Annotated in this window: 8 protein-coding genes and 3 pseudogenes; 4 read left to right on the top strand and 7 right to left on the bottom strand. The window is 59.8% G+C overall.

What is annotated here, in order from left to right; all coding sequences use genetic code 11:
* Nucleotides 1-229 precede the first annotated feature (229 nt).
* Nucleotides 230-1,778 (bottom strand): annotated as a pseudogene (locus J2J98_RS26575) (ISL3 family transposase).
* A gap of 143 nt (nt 1,779-1,921) precedes the next feature.
* On the opposite strand from J2J98_RS26575, the gene J2J98_RS26580 reads away from it, so the two are divergent.
* A complete protein-coding gene (locus J2J98_RS26580) occupies nt 1,922-2,950 on the top strand; it encodes an IS110 family RNA-guided transposase (RefSeq protein WP_207603950.1) in 1,029 nt (342 codons plus the stop codon).
* A gap of 374 nt (nt 2,951-3,324) precedes the next feature.
* Here the strand turns inward: J2J98_RS26580 and istB are convergent, their stop codons facing one another.
* On the bottom strand, nt 3,325-4,074 hold the full coding sequence (gene istB / locus J2J98_RS26585) for an IS21-like element helper ATPase IstB (RefSeq protein ID WP_207603951.1): 750 nt from the start codon (nt 4,072-4,074) through the stop codon (nt 3,325-3,327).
* A gap of 31 nt (nt 4,075-4,105) precedes the next feature.
* On the opposite strand from istB, the pseudogene J2J98_RS26590 reads away from it, so the two are divergent.
* A pseudogene (locus tag J2J98_RS26590) lies at nt 4,106-4,288 on the top strand (phospholipid N-methyltransferase PmtA); the annotation flags it as partial.
* A 97-nt stretch (nt 4,289-4,385) separates the two neighbouring features.
* Here the strand turns inward: J2J98_RS26590 and J2J98_RS26595 are convergent.
* The 5 genes and pseudogenes from J2J98_RS26595 to J2J98_RS26615 all read right to left on the bottom strand — a co-directional run.
* Nucleotides 4,386-4,722 (bottom strand): annotated as a pseudogene (locus J2J98_RS26595) (ABC transporter ATP-binding protein); the annotation flags it as partial.
* 176 nt (nt 4,723-4,898) lie between these two features.
* Complete coding sequence (locus J2J98_RS26600; RefSeq protein WP_207603952.1) at nt 4,899-5,330, bottom strand: ACT domain-containing protein; 432 nt, start codon at nt 5,328-5,330, stop codon at nt 4,899-4,901.
* Between the two features lie 193 nt (nt 5,331-5,523).
* Entirely contained in the window at nt 5,524-6,639 is a 1,116-nt protein-coding gene (locus J2J98_RS26605; RefSeq protein ID WP_207603953.1) for a hypothetical protein, read from the bottom strand.
* 4 nt (nt 6,640-6,643) lie between these two features.
* Nucleotides 6,644-7,198, bottom strand: a complete 555-nt coding sequence (locus tag J2J98_RS26610; RefSeq protein WP_246569477.1) for a DUF4365 domain-containing protein — start codon at nt 7,196-7,198, stop codon at nt 6,644-6,646.
* 93 nt (nt 7,199-7,291) lie between these two features.
* Nucleotides 7,292-7,933, bottom strand: coding sequence for a hypothetical protein (locus J2J98_RS26615; RefSeq protein ID WP_207603954.1), 642 nt, complete (start codon nt 7,931-7,933; stop codon nt 7,292-7,294).
* Between the two features lie 316 nt (nt 7,934-8,249).
* Here J2J98_RS26615 and J2J98_RS26620 point away from each other — a divergent pair, with 316 nt between their 5' ends.
* Nucleotides 8,250-11,612 (top strand): STY4851/ECs_5259 family protein, encoded by a 3,363-nt coding sequence (locus J2J98_RS26620; RefSeq protein ID WP_246569478.1) that lies wholly within the window; start codon nt 8,250-8,252, stop codon nt 11,610-11,612.
* Nucleotides 11,609-17,734: a DEAD/DEAH box helicase gene (locus J2J98_RS26625; RefSeq protein WP_207603955.1), complete on the top strand. Its 6,126-nt coding sequence runs from the start codon at nt 11,609-11,611 to the stop codon at nt 17,732-17,734. Before J2J98_RS26620 ends, J2J98_RS26625 begins: the two co-directional genes overlap by 4 nt.
* Nucleotides 17,735-18,132 lie beyond the last annotated feature (398 nt).

Raw genomic sequence — 18,132 nt, forward strand, 5'->3', positions numbered from 1 at the left:
GCTGGAGATATGCCTCGATGGCGCGATGGCTCATTCGAAGCCAGAAGGATTGACGCGGCGGAAGGCTGGCATTCGGACGTTGACGGATAGACGTGCGGAATAAGCCGACAACACACCATTGACGCTCGTTAAACCGCCGTGGGGATGTTTAGCCTGTCAATCGGCGTCCAAAATTCACCCCTTATCGGCATCCAAATATGGCTCTGACGCAGATTTGGTGCAATTTCTCTCATGTCGCGCCAATCAGGCGGGCTTGAAGAAGATCAAGCTTTCCGCGTCCGTACATCTGGCGCTTTACCAGCTTGAGCTTGGTGATCTGCCCCTCGGTTTGTCCATTGGACCATGGTGAGACGATCGCTGCCCGGACTGCTTGCATGTCTTTCGCCACGCCATTGCCAAAGGAGGAAAGCAGACTGTTGCGAGCGCGGTCGATCCACGGCGCGAGCTGGTTTTCCTCCTTGGACCGGATCATGTGATGGAAGTCGGCGATGATATCGCGAGCCGTAACGAGCAAGGGAACACCACTTTCGATAGCGGCGATGACGACGGTCTCGGATTTCGTCAGGTTGTCTCTGCTGGTTGTCAAAAGGCGGGCAATCGTTCGGGCGGAGGGAATGCGGGTCAACGAGTCCGCATCCGCCTTGTCGGCCCGCTTCCGTCGTGTGGCCCATTCACTCACGACCCGACGCGAACCACGAAAGCCCTGTGTTCTCAGTCGCCGCCATAGCTCAGTGCCGTTCCGCTTGCCGGCCGCCCATTCCGCGTCGAGCCATTCGAGATAAGGCTCCAACGAGCTTTCTCTGGACCGAAAGACATCGTTTCGTTGCCCTCTGAGCACCTGGCGGACCAAGCCGCGACTAAGACTGGTACGGCGCACAATCTCCTTGATCGTGACACCGTCCTTCGCCAGCGCAATGATGGACGCGTTCGTCTGTTCGCGCCGGAGATAGCCTTCGTATTGAAGGCGTTCGGCCGCGGTCAGGAGCTTGGGATTGATGCGTGTTGCACCGAGTGTCTTGCGGATTTGCCGCATCGATTTGCGGACAGCGTCCAGGAACGCACGGCTGGCATTCTCCATCAAATGCCATCGATCAGCGACCTGCAACGCATCCGGCAGCGCCTTTGCCGCCGCGAGCCCGTAAGCACCGCCGCGGTCGCGGGCAATGATTTGGATTTGGGGGTTCTGCCGCAGCCAAGCTTCCGCCGTCGCAGGCTCACGGTCCGGCAACAGACGAACCGGCCGCCGACGCTCCAGGTCACACACGATCGTGCCGTAGCGATGATTGCGCCGCCCAGTCGTCGATGCCAATCACCGAGGGCGGGGTCGACGTTGGTAATCCTTGCCTGCGGATGACGCGCAGCAAGGTGTCGTTGCTGACGGGAAGCATCAGCCGCTGGGCAAAACGCGCCGCCGGGCGTCCTCCAAGCGCAAGCGCCAGATGGTGGATGACATGCTCAAGACGCCCAGTTCGTCTGGCATGGGGCGGTAGCACATCGCCAAACCGCTCAGCGAATATCTGCCTCCCGCAAAGCACGGCATCACAAGCGAACCTTCGTGTCTGCACGAGCAGCCTGACGCGTTTCCCAGAGAGGGGAAGGTCCGCTACCTGGCGGCAATAGCGACTTCGAACCGTTCGCGACATCCGTCCGCATGCCGGACAAGCCGCGGTAGCGCCGGCTCGGGAAAGCAAAATGCAGGTTTCATCGTCAATGTGGGTGATGCGTTCGGCGATGAAGCCTGCCGGAACCAAATCAGAGGGGCGAAACTTGGTGCTCATCATGCTGATTCCTTTGTGGAAACCAGCAAGGCAGCATCATCACAACTGCATCAAAACTGATGGTGTGGAACGGCCCTTCGCACCGGCATCCAAGATGCCTATCGTGGTGACGCCAATCGCCACAAGACAGAAGGAACCGTTCCATGGAGAAGATTACTACAATCGGACTGGATTTGGCCAAGTCAGTCTTTCAAGTCCACGCCATCAGTGAAGACGGACATATCGCTGTCCGACGTGCCTTGCGGCGATCACAGGTGTTGGAGTTCTTTCGTCATATCGAACCATGCCTTGTCGGAATGGAAGCATGCGGGAGTGCCCACTACTGGGCCAACGCGATCGGCGAATTTGGTCATACGGTGCGGTTGATGCCGCCAGCGTACGTGAAACCCTACGTCAAACGTAACAAGACCGACGCCGCGGATGCGGAGGCGATCTGCGAGGCGGTCACGCGCCCGACAATGCGCTTCGTGCCTATCAAATCACCTGAGGAGCAGGCTGCCGGGATGGTTTTGAAGACCCGAGAGTTACTCGTGCGTCAGCGAAGCCAGACGGCGAATGCGATGCGTGCTCATATGGCCGAGCTCGGGATCGTCGCCGCGGCCGGCATGACCAGTATTGCAAAGCTCGTCGCCATTTTGCGCGACGATCGTGACGGCCGTCTACCAAACTCGGCCAGAGCTGCGCTTTTGGAGATGGCCGATCAGATCGAAAGGCTGACAGAAAGGGTTGAGGTGCTCGACAGTAAGATTGTCGCAGCAGTGAAAGCTGATGATGCCGCACGTCGTTTAACAACCATCCCCGGCGTCGGTCCTATTATTGCAGCGACTGTTCGTGCCGCGGTTCAGGATCCGGGAGCCTTTCGAACAGGGCGGGATTTGGCCGCCTGGATCGGCATCACGCCAAGAGCGAACTCCAGCGGAGGGAAGGAGCGGCTTGGCAAGATCTCGAAGCGCGGCAATAAGCAGTTACGAACTCTACTGATTGCCGGTGCTACATCGATTCTGAAACAGGCTCGCAGAGGTTCAAAGCTACCAGGCTGGGTCGTTTCAATAATGGGACGACGCCCCTACAAAGTGGCAGCCGTGGCCTTGGCTAACAAGATGGCCCGCACGATATGGGCGATTTTGGTCAAGGGCGGCACATACCAAGCGCCAGCGATGGCAGAGGTGTAGGAACAGAATTCCCGGCGTTTCTGCGTCGGGATAAAGCGGCAAGGTACGAAAGCGTGATGAACCTGAGGGGCGATACCTCGATGTCGATCAGACCGTCTGACTCACTGCGCCTTTAAAGCGCGCAAAACTGATTAGGCGATCGACATCGCGGATCTCATCGTGGCCAGCGGTCAATGACCGCGCTCACAGGCCGGACATATGACTGCACCGTCCGGAGGCGATTTGCGCTGAAAAACCTTGCCAACCGGGCCGTTCCACATATGAGTCAGAGCCCAATTTTGACCCCCTGGTGATGTAGATCAGCGCTTGGCCTGCCCGGCGCTGGCCGGGGTTGCAGAGGGTAGGCCAAGTGCGGGTGATGTCGTTCTTCGGCTTTAGCTTTGAGAGCGGTTCTTGAAGCGCCAGGACTTGTTTCCGGTTTCGACAATCTCGCAATGATGGGTCAGACGGTCGAGAAGCGCCGTCGTCATCTTGGCGTCGCCGAACACTGTCGGCCATTCTCCGAACGCGAGGTTCGTGGTGACGATGATCGACGTGCGCTCGTAGAGCCTACTGATCAGATGGAACAGGAGCTGACCGCCAGCCTGGGCAAATGGCAGATAGCCGAGTTCGTCGAGGATGATGAAGTCGAGACGGTTGAGATAGTCGGCCGTCCGCCCTTGCTTGCCGCTGCGCGTTTCCGTTTCCAACCGATTGACCAGATCGACGACGTTGAAGAAGCGCCCGCGTGTTCCGTTGCGGATCAGTGCACGGGCAATCGCGATGGCGAGATGGCTCTTACCGGTTCCCGTGCCGCCGACGAGGACGACGTTACGCTGATCAGCGACGAAGGTGCCGGTAGCCAGCTCTCGCACCAGGGATTCATTGGCGGGCGTATCGGCGAAGTCGAAGTCGTCGATGTCGAAGTCGTCGATGTCCTTGGCGAGCGGCAGCTTGGCGATGCTGAGTTGGTAGCGAATGGAGCGTGCCTGCGTCTCGGCGATCTCCGATTGCAAGAGATCGCCGACGATGCGCGGCGGTTCGTGCTGTCGTTTGATGCCGTTGCCCATGACCTCGTCGTAAGCGCTGCGCATTCCATAGAGCTTCAGCGTACTCATCAGTTCGAGAACCTGTGTGCGTTCCATCAGCTTGCGCTCCTGAGGCTGTCATAGCGTGCGCAGTCGGCGACTCGAGGATTTGCTTGCCCGCATTCCCGCAGGCCGTCCAGTCATCCAGATCACCTACGGGCCGCTGTCGCCGGTGATCAAGATGCCGGAGCGATATGTTGTTTCACATTACGACTTCGTCATCCGCAACATCCCGCCGGCACAGCTCTGGACCTATCGACGTTCCGGTTAAGCCCGTTCACGGCGCGATATTCACGTTCTGCATTTCAGATTCAGAATCCTAAGAAAAAATGGCTGCCGCCGACCTCGTATTCGACGACAGCCAAGTTGCCTGGGATGACCTGCCGGCCAATATATTCCGAAAGCGCCGCCTTGGCGGGGATGGAGAAGGATGTCTTCGTTCCGGAAACCGCGGCTTTGAGAGATCCGGCTTCCGCCGTCAGATCGACGCGCACAAAATTCATAGCGGGCGAGCCGATGAAGCCAGCGACAAAGAGGTTGGCGGGCTTGTCGTAGAGTATCTGCGGGGTGTCGATCTGCTGGAGATTGCCTCTCCTGTCCGTTGAACACTGGCTTCAGCACAGCCACACGATCGCCCATGGTCATGGCCTCGACCTGATCGTGGGTCACATAGAGCGTCGTTACTCCGAGGCGCTGGTTGAGTAGCACTTTGTTATGCCCGCGGCGCGACGGCAGCTTCCCACGTCCCCAGAGAATGAACAGGCATACATGCGCGCCCGCTGCCAGTGTGTGACAAAATGCGCGTAGATTTGACGGTTCTATATTACCCTGTGCTGCGGCTTGCTCGCAAAGTTAATGAAGCTTCGCCGGCCTTATGCGACTTACTGTCCGTCAACATTGCGCATCGCCCGCGCGGACTTGCCCTGCAGCGAGATAAGGAGCTGCAATGCTCGGTCAGCCAGGCCCGCCGGCACAAAAATATGGTCGTGGTGATATGCTGCCACCATGTTGCACGGTATGCCAGCTTCTGCGAGACAGGCAGCAACGCCCGCCGTGAGGCCGACGCCATCGAGAGCAGAATTCACATTGAGTGTGATCTGGCGCATCGCCAGTGAGGTTTCGAACCCCGCTTCGTACGCCTCTCCTTTCTCAAGGACGACTGCGAAGCCTTCTCTTTCATGAAATGTCGCGATCGGATTTAGATCGTGAACCTTGCTCCCTTCATTGGGTAACGAGCAGAACACATACTCGCCGTCTTCGAGCGAGGGCGTCATATTCGACAGCATTTCTAACTTGTCTCGCAACACAGTCATTTTTAGCGATCCTGTTTTCGATCATCATGGCGTCTTAGGTGATCATTGTGTAAGACGGGAATCGGGAGCGAGCAAATGAGATTTCCTTAACTGACATAAGGCAGATCGGCGGTGTTGGGCACGAGGCTTGCGTGTTGCCGTTTCCCGGCACTGCGATGTCGTCGCCCACTCCCCGCTCCCACCAACGGCCGGATCAGATCGTGACGACCGCGAGGTCACCTGGATCCTGCAATGACCACTGGCGGCCCTTACGCCGAAGCTTTCCCTGGATGGTGATGGGCCGCCCTTGCCGATGGGCTTCCACGGCGACGAGATAGCGGGCCGGATCAAGACTGACAGAGACCTTGACCATTCCCAGGTCCGGACTGTCCCAGTTCACTTGAATGATCCGGTCGGCGTCGTCGTCCATGAGGTCTGAGGGATTGCCGGCCGCATGAAGGTTTACGATCCGACCGAAAATCGACACGTCGGCTTCCGTGTCGTCCTTCGCGAGGCGAGCCGAGGCGTCCTTTAGAATGTCGCGGTAGCGCCTCTCGATCTTGAACGGCGCCGGCAACGGTGCTTCGGGCTCCCACTCCGGGGACAAGATGAAGGACAGCTCGATCCGAGGGATTCCAGTTCCTTCAATGATCCCTACGAGCTCGTTGCACATGTTCGCATTCAGGCCATCTGGGGCAGACAGGATCGGCCCCAGGTCATCTTGAGCATAGGCCGCCTTCAAAGATTCAAGGCCAACAGCAATGCGTCGAAGGGTCTTCCTGCCGAGCGGCAATTCCGGTTCCACGAAGGGCATCAACGTCTGGTTGTTCAATCCTACTGGAGACTCGATCGCGAGACCGAAGCTTCCTTTGAAGGTGTGCGCGAAACGGCATCCATCTGCGAACTCCTTGGCCTCCTTCACCGTACGCCGGAACGAGCGTTCGCCGGTTATCACCGTTGTCGCCGAGGCGGCAATGATCCCTTTCATCCCGTTCAAGTACGATCTGGCAGCCCTCAGCTCGATGGATTCGTGCCTCAGGTAGTCATCCGGTACCGTGGCGAGAATCTTGTCGTAGCTCAGCGACGCCAGCATCGCCCGAAGAGCGGATTCCGATAGACCGTAGACCTGTCGAATGGTCTCCAGGGCGGCGGCCAATTCGGCTTTATCTGCATCGGCGCCGCCGCTCTCCGTCGAGAAAAAGATATTGACCGGAGGACTGCCGTCGCCCTCGGCGCCCCCGAACCGGGTGAGCGCCCCGTCTCTGCTCGTCTGCTGCTTCCATCCCTGCCGAAGGAGGTAGCGCATGATGGACTGTTTGGTCGCGTCCATTGCTCTACTCCCCGAACGCTGCGAAGGCGGCGTCCAACCGCTTTCGATTGTCGTCGAGGATGGTCGTCAACGTCGACACGTTCAGCAGGTTTCGCCGAGGGAAGCTGATCTGCCGGGTCGTGTTCTCGTTCTCGATCAACGGCCCCTTCACGGTCGTGAAATAGCAGCACTTGCGCAGAAGAAGCGAGTCTTCGGAAATTTCCATCCACTCCTCCTCGTTTTCCGGCAGGCACATCAGGATCAGGATTGCCGGCACGGCGCCGGGACCCCTGCCCGCGAGCTTGTTGTACGCCTTGGACTTCATGCTCCATTGGACGTCGTCGCCGGCCAACTTCCAATCCTTCGAGCATTTTAGCTGAAAGTCGATCGTGTAGCCCGCCTTCACCAGGTTCTGCTTTCCCGTCGCCGGATCGGTCTCAACCCTCGCGATGAGGTCTAGCTGGCCGTCGAATCCATAGTCGAACTCGTCCTTCATGCTGAGCCAGACGCGAGCGGCGGAAGACAGCGCTTGCACGTAGGCGCGGCTCAAACCTTCCTGCGCATGGTTCTTCGTTAGCAAGATGTCCCCGTCCCGCGATATGGTCGCCGGATGTTGCGTCGAAATGGTTGAAACTTCGTTCCGCGCGAATCCAGGATTGCACAGCCTTCGATACTACTGAAGGCTAAGCTCGATCAACGACCTGATCTCGTCCGCGGTCATGTCGTTGTGTCTCCCGTTCCAGTTTTCGTTGGTGTGGTTCCACATGCTCCCTTGGGAGACGATCAGCAGCTTACCGGAGAGAAGCCGCAGGACTGTCTTGGCGTCCTCAGGGACCGGCACCTCGTTACCATCCTCGTCATACCGCCAGACGCCGTGCTCCATCAGGCCGTAGTCGTAATCCTCTCCATCGATCCGCGCGATCTGCTCGGTATACTCGTCAACGCTATCGTAGATGCCGGTCGGCTGCATCCGCCGCATCTCAAGGAGGAAGAAGGACTCGATCGGCGCCTTCTCGATGTATTCGAACTGCAGGATCCTTGGTGCCGTCTCCAGTAGATCGGTCTCGCTCAGATTGAACATCAGCTTGCCGCCGTCCTCGTGAACATCGACCCCCTCGAGAGGCAGGTGGCCGTTCGGCGGCAGAAACGAACAGTTTCCGACCATGAATGGCCGAAGGACTTCCGCGCAGTCGTAAGGATCCGTCCATGACCTCGACGTCGGCGGCGACGACCCGAAGGCGACGCGGATGGCGTCGTTCCAGAGGGTGTCAAGGTGTTGCTGGTATTCCATCCGCTTTTTCTCAAACTCATCCATGCCGAATCTCCCTTTGCGCGCACGCTAGGACGAAAGGCCCTTCACCAAAAGTGAAACCTTCAGCCATCGGACGATCACCAACGGCGCAGTAACAGGCGAGGGAATCACACGTCGGATATGTCGGCCGGTGCGAAATTAGGCCAGCATAAACTCTGAGGCGGCAGGAAGGCGATAGATCACCACTTGATCTTCAACCCCTGGTAACCGACAAATTATACGTTGCTGATGCAACGCAGGGGGGGAGTCTTTGGGTCTATCAACGCTATCGGATGATCAGCTTCGGGTGGAGTTCGAGCGCGGGCGAGACGATCTCTCCGTGCTCGAAGCGATCAACAACGAATTGAACAAACGCGATACGGACGACGCATTCGAACTTCAGCTCGATGTCGTCGGCGTTCTTGCCAAGCTCAGAAAGACAGCCAAGCCACCATCGACCCCTGCAAAGCCAGCCTCGATGCCAGCGGACGCACTCGTGCGATGGAAACTGTCCTACCTTGGACGCCGTGGACTGGAATTACCCGACGGACGGCCGCTCCATAGATATCGTATGAGTGATAACGAGTATGCGGAAATCCGAGAGATTCTACGCGCCGCAACCGGTCGCCTGTTGCGGGAAGACGGCGTCGCTGCGAGCTTGTTTGTGGCGTTCAGCGCAGAATGGTTTCGTCGAGAGTCCACCAGTCTTTTCTTGAAATGGGATTCCCTGAACCTCGACGTCCTCAACGACGTCCCTCATGACGCGCGCCGGCGCCTCGCGGAAGTCGGCCTAGGGTACTGGAAGCGCCCTCTCCTAAGATTCGACAACGGTCGCGAATTCCTGCTTTCCCTCGCCTTGGAAGGCGGGATTTCCGCCCATGTGATCGCCGACGGCGGCTCGACGTGGCTCTCGGAATACCTTCGGGCAATCATGCGTTTTTCGCTGATGGACGGTCACGCCGACCACGGAAAGGGTTATGCGCACGACATGTCGGAGATGATCCGCAAGTCCTACAAGCAAGAAGGATTCGTGGATCTATGCGCCGAACTCGTTCTGACGTTGCTCGACTGGCGCAGGACGGTGGAGACGGCTCCGGCAGGGGTGGACCCTGTTCAGTTCCTCGACGCGCACAGCCCCGATTGGAAGGCGACGCTTCCGATCTTCATTCCCAGCAACGACGACCAGATCGCACGCCGGCTTCTCAACGGACTGCTGGTTGAAAAGGTGGCAACGGGACCGGTTGGCAGCGGCGTCGGCGCGGAGCGTTACCTCGTTTTCGAAGCCGATCGATGGCGGCCGGCGTTGCTGCTCAACGCACGTGGAGAAATTCCGGCAGGCAAGCTCCCCGGCATCTCCTCGAAGGGTCGATGGAAGGCCGGTCCCTCCGGAAAGCTTGCAGATTTTCTTCCGAGCCAGTTGGCACTGTTCGAGCCTCCGACGGAACACGAGAAGACATGGCGCGTTCGCCCCACGACACTGCTAGACCGGCTGCTTGTCGGATTTGGTTTCAACGAAGCTGTCACCGTCAATCTGACGTGCGGATCGGACGTGCAGCCCTTTCCTTGGCCCGGTGGCTCACCGGTGGTCGGGAAGATCATGGCGTTCGTCGCCGAGGGGGCCGATGTCCAGTCTCAGAAGAAGCTGAGGCTGGAAAGGGTTGGTTCTGCCAGCCTTCCGGCGGCCACGGTCTACGTACTCGCGCCAGCGGACTGGATCGTGACAACGGAAGAAGGAATAGCTCTTCCTGCGAACTGGCCAGGCGACGCGGGGACGATCGTCCACGTTGTCACCGGCACGGCTTACTTCCAGAAGCCGGGCGCAACTTTCGGAGAGCGTTACAGGATCGAGGCTGGCAAGGACGAGAGGCAGGAAAGTCTGTCCCTGACATCCGTGGAAGCATCTCCTCTTCAGTCGATGGACGAGCTCGAAATCTTCGAGGGTCCGGTTACGATCGAGATCGCAAGGCCGGCGGGTGCGAGACAGATCCGCCCGAACGAAGTCCTGATACGTCAGCCCGGAGGCCCTTGGACCCCGGTGAATGACCGTCGGGTCTCTCGCTTAGGCGTTTTCGACATTTCGTGGCGCGACCCGACCGCGAACATCCAGCTCGAACGCCGTCGCATCGCGATAATGCCCATCGGCGCGCGCCTGAAGGGAAGGATGGTCAGCGGCGTCGAGGCACAGGTCGTTGAAGAGAACCTGGAAGACTGGAGCGTCAGCCTGGCCTCCGCCAACGTAAAAGCTGACCTCGTCAACGCGGGCGAACATAGGCTCATGTTCGCCCGCAGGCCGCGCTATCGCGTCGAGGCGGTTCTGCGCGCTCCCGGTGGACATCCGTTCAGCGTGTCCATTCCATTAAAAAGTCGCCTGGCTTCAGTGATTTCCAGCGATGGAGAAATCATTCAGCCCGGCCAGGAGATCGACGTCACCGCGCTCCGGGGAGCGATCGCCGAGTCGTCTTCGAAAGCCACGCTGACGATCACGCCCCGGAACGAACGGTCGAATTCTCTTCAGTTCAGCTTCACAGGAGAGATCCCGCTTTCCGTGTTGAAGCCGGTCGTCGAAGAGCTGATGGCACGCATCAGCGAGCAGGACGCGGTTCTCGACATGGACTTCATCGGGGATGCAAGGACATCGATCAGGGTCAAGCGGTATCGATATTCGCAGCCTCACTATCGAGACGGGCAGATCGTGCTCGACCAGACGATGCCTTCCGATCCAGTCGTCCGGATGATCCTACGGCCCGCTGAAGAACACCCCCTGAGCTCCAACCCAGATGGCACGTTCGCGCTGCCCGATCCCTGCGAGGGGCCATGTCTCGTCTACGTACGTGACGGGCCGGACGTCGTCTCCAGACCGCTCCTGGTTCGGCTTCCGGCGGCCGATGTGGGTGAATCCCATTTCCGCTCCGCGCTTTTCGCTCCTGATACGCGGACCAGAATGGAGAAGTTCGAGGAGGCCATTTTCCAGTTCGAAGCCGGAACTCTGCCGCCCGACGACGTCAACTACCTTCTCGATCTCGCCACCAATCTGAACGGTCTCCCCGCGGCGGCATTCGACGTCCTCAAAGTCATGGCACGACGGCCGCGGTCGATGCTCCGCCTCTTGTTCAAGGCAAGGGACGATGCGCAGAGACAAGCTATCTGGGCGCTCCAGGACCAGTTGCCATTCCTGTGGCTCTCCCTGCCATCGAAAGCGTGGCGGGACATCCTCGTCGCAGAGAGAGAAGAGTTCGAAACCGCGCTTTCGCTCGTACAACTGCCCCCGGAGAAGGTCTTCGAATTCCTGGCCAACCGTGTCAGGTCTCTGTGTGACTCGCTTCTGTCCCTTGAACCTGCACTCGCCGCGGTTCTCGACGTTGGAGGCGCGAAGGCGGAGCCGACGTTGAACATGGTGCTGATGGAATACGTACGCGATCAGCATCTTTTCGACGACGAGACGTCCCATAGGAACATCGTCCGGAATCCTGTCCTGGAACTGTTGTCGCAATCCTCCATCCGCCTGCCGTCGGAGTTCGAAAACCACAGTGTGGCGGAGTTCGAGGGCATCGCGGTTCCTGCATTTCTCGCGGCTGCCGCGACTGGCAGGATTGCATCGAGCGGACTTTCAGACGTCGTGGTGCGCAGAACCCTCCGCGAGCACGGCCGCTACGTATCCTTCGCCTACCCGCATCTCCTACGTTTCTACGAGGCCCTTTCTTGAAGCCCTTTAATACGCTTTCCGATATTCGTCGCAGATCTGCCGAAGCAATCATCGCTCAGTCGGGGATCAGGAACGTGGCGCTCGCCGACCATATGCGGCGCATGTTCGGCTCCGACACGCCAGATGCAGGCGCCCTGCTCCAGCGGCCGGTCATCGAAGGATCGCATCCTTACGTCGCCGCCAAGAAGACGATGTCCGAAGTAGAGGCATCGGTGCTGCACCCTCGCTTCGTCTCGATGCTGGATGAGATCGGACCATCGAACGACTATCGGTTCCCCAAGGGGCGCCGTCCCTTTGCCCATCAGTTGACCGCCTGGGAGCATCTGGCTGGCCGCGCGGCCCGTCAGTCCGTTCTAGTCACCTCGGGAACCGGTTCGGGCAAGACGGAATGCTTCCTGTTCCCGATTTTGAGCGACCTTGTCCGACAGCTCGATGCGACGAGCACGCCGCTCGAAGGCGTTCAGGCAATCATGTTATATCCGTTGAACGCGCTGATCGAAAGCCAGCAGGAACGGCTGTCCACCTGGACGGCGCCGTTCGGCGGAAAGATCAGGTACTGCCTCTACAACGGCAACCTTCCGCAATCCGAACCGAACTCGGTTCGTCGGGAGACACTTGAGAAGCTCAGGGATCGCGAGCAGCTACGAGCTAGTCCGCCCCCGGTTCTGGTTACGAACATCACGATGCTTGAGTACATGCTCGCACGCAGCGAGGACCAACCGATCATCGAGAAATCCAAGGGAAAACTGAAGTGGATCGTTCTTGACGAGGCGCACTCGTTAGTGGGCGCCGCCGCGGCTGAGATTGCGCTACTGCTGCGTCGCGTTCTCCTGGCCTTCGAATGCAAACCCGAAGAGGTTCATTTCGTGGCGACGTCGGCCACGATCGGGAGTGGCGACGACATACAGGCGCAGCTCAAACGGTTCTTGGCCGACGTGGCGGGTATCGAGCATGCGAACGTGCATGTCGTCGAAGGTCACCGCCAGCTTCCCGGCCGTCCTGCGAAACGCGGGAGGATCACCGATGTCAAAGCCCTTTTCGACGCTCGGCCCGAAGAGCGTTATGAAGCACTAGCGGCCGACGATCGCGTATGGAGCCTCATTTCTGATCGACTGTTCAAGGGGCCGCTGACGCTTGCTGAATTCGAACGATCTGCGCAGTCTCTAGGTCTCGACGCAGAACAATTCCTGACGCTGCTGTCGAGCGCGGTCAGGCCGCATCCCGACGCGAAGGAGGACGAGGAGAGGCTTGCGCCCGTGCGTGTGCACTGTTTCGAGCGGGCTGTACCCGGCTTGTGGACCTGCGTGAACGATGGCTGCTCGGCGTCGCCGGCGGGCTGGTCCTTCGGCGCGGTATATCTCGATCGCTGCGACTTGTGCCCGGCGTGTAGCGCTCCGGTTCTCGAGATCGTGAGCTGCTCGGAGTGCGGCGAGGTCGTTCTCGAGGCAATCGAACTTCCGAATGATCGGATCCGCGGTACCCGCCGCGACCTGGGCAAGGACGAGTTCGAAGCCGAGGCGACTAGGGAGGACGACGGCACCGGCGACGACGCGGATGACGAGGCCGATGACGCCGAGCAGGGGTTGGTCGGGAATGTGGTGGGAACCGAGATACTGATTGGCATAGCGGCCGGCCCCGACTTCCGACCATTGCACCTGTCGAGAACCGACTGGAAGATCGAGGCTGTTGCGTCGCCCGGCTCTGCATCCGTGTACTCGGCCTTGAAGCAGGACTCGTGCCCGTGCTGCCAGATCGGCGCGACTAACGGCGTCGACAAGCTACTTCGCCCCGTTCGCTTCGGAGCGCCGTTCATGATTGCGAGCGCCGCACCGATCCTTCTCGAAGGAGTGGACCCAGAGGTGGACAGGGAAGCCTCGCCGTCTCAGGGTCGGCGCGTCCTATCGTTCACGGACAGCCGGCAGGGGACGGCCCGCATGTCGGCCAAGATACAGGCCGAGGCCGAGCGAAACTTTGTCCGCTCGTTCGTATATCATACCGTCCAGCATTCGCTTCAAATTGGGACCGCGGTAGACACGTCCGAGATAGAGAGGACGATAGCAAGCCTCGAGCCGGTCGTTGCCGCCACCAGGGATCCTTCACTGCAGAATCTGCTCGACCAGCAGAGAAAAGCGCTCGCCGACGCATCCAAACCTTCACTGGAGGGAGTCACATGGGACGATATGGTCGCACGTCTGTCGCAGCGAAAAGAGGTCGGTCAGTGGGTGAAAGAGGTCTGGGAGCCTCGCGATCCGGGACTGTTCAACGACAGCAGGAAGCTGGCTGACTTTCTCCTGCTCCGAGAATTCGCGAGGCGCCCGCGAACCGCGCTTTCTCTTGAAAGCCTCGGGCTCGCGCGGCTCCGCTTCGCCGTGATCGACAGCCAGACTGTCGTACCGCCCGCTTTCGCCCGACATGGAAAGGGGATCGAGGACTGGCGCTCTTTCCTATACGCCATCACCGCGTTCTTCCTGCGCGCCAATTCCGCGGTCGCGATCCACCCGGCGGTCATGCACTGGATCACGCCCAGGGCGAAGATGCGGGGTTTGCGCGCTCCGGGCAGGACCACTGATGGCGATAGGCGGTTTTTAGCGTGGCCGGGTGTCCCGAGGAAGGGGAATCCTTCGACGCCTCAGTTGCTCCTGATGAACGGACTTGGGCTCGATCGGTCGCGGCCAGATCACCGCGCCGATTTCGAAGAGATATTCGACAGGGCATGGCATCAGCTTCAGGCAGTGTTCAACAGCGATCCGGATCGCCCTGCCCTCGACCTGCGCAAGGCCCACATCGCGCCCCTGCCCGACGGCTATTACTGCGCCCTGACGCGCAGAATTGTCGACATCGCCCCATTCGGCTCAAGTCCGCTCGTCCGGGCGTCGAGGCATTCCGCCCGCCGCGTGGCAGAGTCCAGGAAGATGCCCAATCTTCCCGCGGTTCTGCTCGGCGACGTCGACTTCGACGAAGGTCGGCGGAAGATCCGCGAATGGCTTGAGGACTCCGAAGAGGTGAAGGGTCTGCGGGCAGACAGTGCCTGGAACAACATTTCGGACCGCGTCGCCCTGTTCGCTGATTACTCGCGGTCTGCCGAACATTCGGCCCAGCAGGACGCCGCCGTACTTCAGCATTACGAGGCGCAGTTCAAGGCAGGGAAAATCAACATTCTGAATTGCTCAACGACGATGGAGATGGGCGTCGACATCGGATCGGTCTCGACGGTCCTGATGACGAACGTTCCACCGTCGATTGCCAATTACAAGCAGCGAGTGGGACGCGCCGGCCGACGCAGGCAGCCATTTTCGCTCGCCTTCACCTTCTGCAGGGACCGCCCCCTCGACCGGGAAGCCTTCAATTCACCGGAGCGGTATCTGGCCCGCACCTTGGCGGCGCCCAAGGTGGCGCTGAGCAGCCGCCCGATCGTTCAGAGGCACGTGAACGCCTACCTGCTGCGACGTTTCATGCTCGCGCGCGGCGGCAACCCGCTCAAGATGGAAATCGGGGCGTTCATGGGTACTCCGGCGGTGGTCGGCGAGGCTAGGGCCATTGCGGAATTGCGGCCGATCGCGGCGTTTCGCGAGTGGCTTGGAAATCCTTCGACAGCCGCCGCGGTCGAGAGCGAGCTCACAAGCCTCGTCAGGCACTCGGTTCTCGAAGGACAATCCGATCTCGTCGAGAGCTGCTTGGAAATCGCGACGCTTCTGGAAACGGGGTTCGTAAACGAATGGACCGGCTTGCAGGCTCTCGCCAAGGACGAAGGCATCAAGGTTGCTGCCAAGGGGAGAATGGCTCTCGAGTTGAAGCGCCTTTGCCAGGAATTCCTCCTCAGCGCGCTAGCCGATCGCGGCTTCCTTCCAGGCCACGGCTTTCCGACCGGCGTCGTCACGTTCGTCCCACACAAACCAAAATCCACCGACCCGCAGGATGGACGGCGCACGACGCGGCTTATCGGACCGCAGCGATCGCTCGACCTCGCTATCCGTGACTACGCCCCAGGTTCCGAGATCGTCCTAGACGGTCTGGTGCATAAGTCCGCTGGCGTGCTTCTGAATTGGAAGCGGCCGGCGAGCGAGGAAAACGTCCGCGAGGTTCAAAGCCTAAAGTTCCACTGGGTGTGCCAGAGCTGCGGCACCAGCGATACCGGACGTGACCTGGTGACCGAATGCCCGATCTGCGCGGGGGCAGTGAGAAATCAACAGTATCTCCGTCCAGCAGGGTTCTCCGTAGACGCCCGAGAGAAAGCGCATGCGGAAACGGACATCATCTCCTACGTCCCCCCGGAAGAGCCGAGCGTCTCGGTGCGCGCGAGCGCTTGGGCTTCGCTCCCAATGCCAGATCTCGGCCGGTTCAGGAGCACGAGAGAAGGGTCCGTCTACTACAGCAACAGGGCGCAATCGAAAAACGGATACGCCCTCTGCCTTCACTGCGGTCGCGCGGCGCCCGATCACCAGAAGCTTGAGAACGGCGATCCCGATCCTACGCACTCATCTCCGCTCGAGCTGCACCTTCCACTGCGATGGAAGAAGGGCGAGAGTCGACTATTCTGCGAAGGCAACGACAGTTCCTGGGCCATCAAGAGGAACCTGGAACTCGGCTATGAGATCACGACTGACGTCTTCGAGCTCCAGCCGTCTGCGCCCATGACAAAAGCTGCAGCAACCGCGCTTGTCATTGCCCTGCGCGAGGGCGTGGCTCGCGACCTCGGTATCGAAGCAGACGAGATGGGATTTGCGACGCAAAGCTGGGACGGCGTCCTCGCCCAGCGTGTCCGGTCGATGCTCGTGTTCGACCGCGCCGCAGGAGGAGCAGGATTCTCGGCTGCGATACCAGCGCGCCTAGTCACCGTCCTGCGGGAGGCTCGGTCGATACTGAACTGTCCGAATCCGGGATGCTCGACGGGATGCGCGTCATGCGTGCTGGTGTCCGACGCTCCCTTCGAAGAGGGTCGACTAGATAGAACCGCAGCTTTGGACTTCCTTGACGCTCATCTCTCGTTCAATGACGACGTTCCAACGGAGGACCGGTTCGGGGCGGATCCAGTGCTCTCCGCGTCCACTTTGGACGAAGTCAATCGGCTTCTCGTCGACTCTGCGAAGCCTATCGTTCACGTCTTCCTTCCCGAGGCGACGGATGCCGGACAACTTTCAGAGTGGGCGTCGCTCTCGCAGTTCGGAAAGTGGTACTCGCAAGGATACGACGTTCGTTTCGTCCTGCCGGACGTCGCCCTTTCTTCCTACGACGGTGCGAGCAAGCTGGCATTCTACGATCTCGGACAGCGTTTCAGCCGAACAGGAGGCACCTTCGCGATCCTGTCTGGAAACCCGGCCGCCGAGGCCAACGGCGCGTTCGCTGGTATTTCGGTGACCTCGGCGGGCCGAACCACTGCGTGGGCGTCGAGGGACACCTCATCCTGGCTTCCCGGAACGAGGTGGGGGCAGCCTGCGACAATGCCGGTGGTCAAGGCGGCCGTGAATTGGACACCCACTTTCTCTCCGCTGGAGAGCAAGGCACTGCTTCCGTCGGCCAAGTCCAGATACGAACCGATCAAAGGCGAGCTGGACCGATCGCTGACACTGTTTGGAAGCGGAATGGCATCAAGGATTCGGGGGCTGCTCGAAGAGCTTGGAATACCGAAGACATCGGCGATCGAGTCCATTGTCTACAGCGATCCATACGTGAAGTCGCCGTTGGTGGCTAAGATGTTCGTCGACACCGTGGCCGCGTTGGTAAAGGGCTCGACGTCTCGACCCATCGTCTCGCTACTAACCGGCGACAAGCCGGGAACGAAGCATGGCATGCAGAACGCGATCTCGAACGACTGGCGCGACAGCGCGGTGGCGGAGATGGTGTTGAAGGAATACGCGAAAAGGAAGGACGTCGACCTTAATATCACGTTCCAACGTGTTGCTCACGGTCGCTACATGCATCTGCGTTTTACCGGTGGGAAGCAGGCGACGATCGTGTTCGACCAAGGTTTCGGGGCATGGAACACGGTTGGAAACGGGGCGGCGTCCACCCGTTTCGAGTTCCGAGATCCGCCCGTCCGTCAGGCGGAGTCGATGGGCAGATGCGGTGCGATGGTAAGCAAGACAGGTCTTGGTCCCACGTACCTTGTGGCGAGCATCGATTAGCGATGTTGGGTCTCGGAATTATCGTCGCCTGATTACGACCGGGTCGGCCTGGCCAGTCCAAGCTGACCCGGTCGCTTTGGACCTCTCCAAAGACGGGGCATTTTGATCGAGTGCTCTCCATATCATCCCTCCCCTCCTGAAAGGCCGTGCGCAGCTCGCTCCACACCGGATTCGGAAACGCCCACTTCCCCGCATACGGTCTCCACCCGATGAAGATAACTAACGTCATCGCCCGGCGTCATCTTCATGTTATAATCCTGTGGGGATTGGAGCCCTATCTGCGGCAAGCGACAGTCTCCCTGCCCTCGCATGGCAGCAAAGCCGGCCCCATCACTTAGTTGGAGGGAAAATGGTTTCGCCACCGCCTGGCGGATTGTAGCATTTCCGACTTTGCTGCC

The sequence above is a fragment of the Rhizobium bangladeshense genome, from assembly GCF_017357245.1.
Taxonomy (GTDB): domain Bacteria; phylum Pseudomonadota; class Alphaproteobacteria; order Rhizobiales; family Rhizobiaceae; genus Rhizobium; species Rhizobium bangladeshense.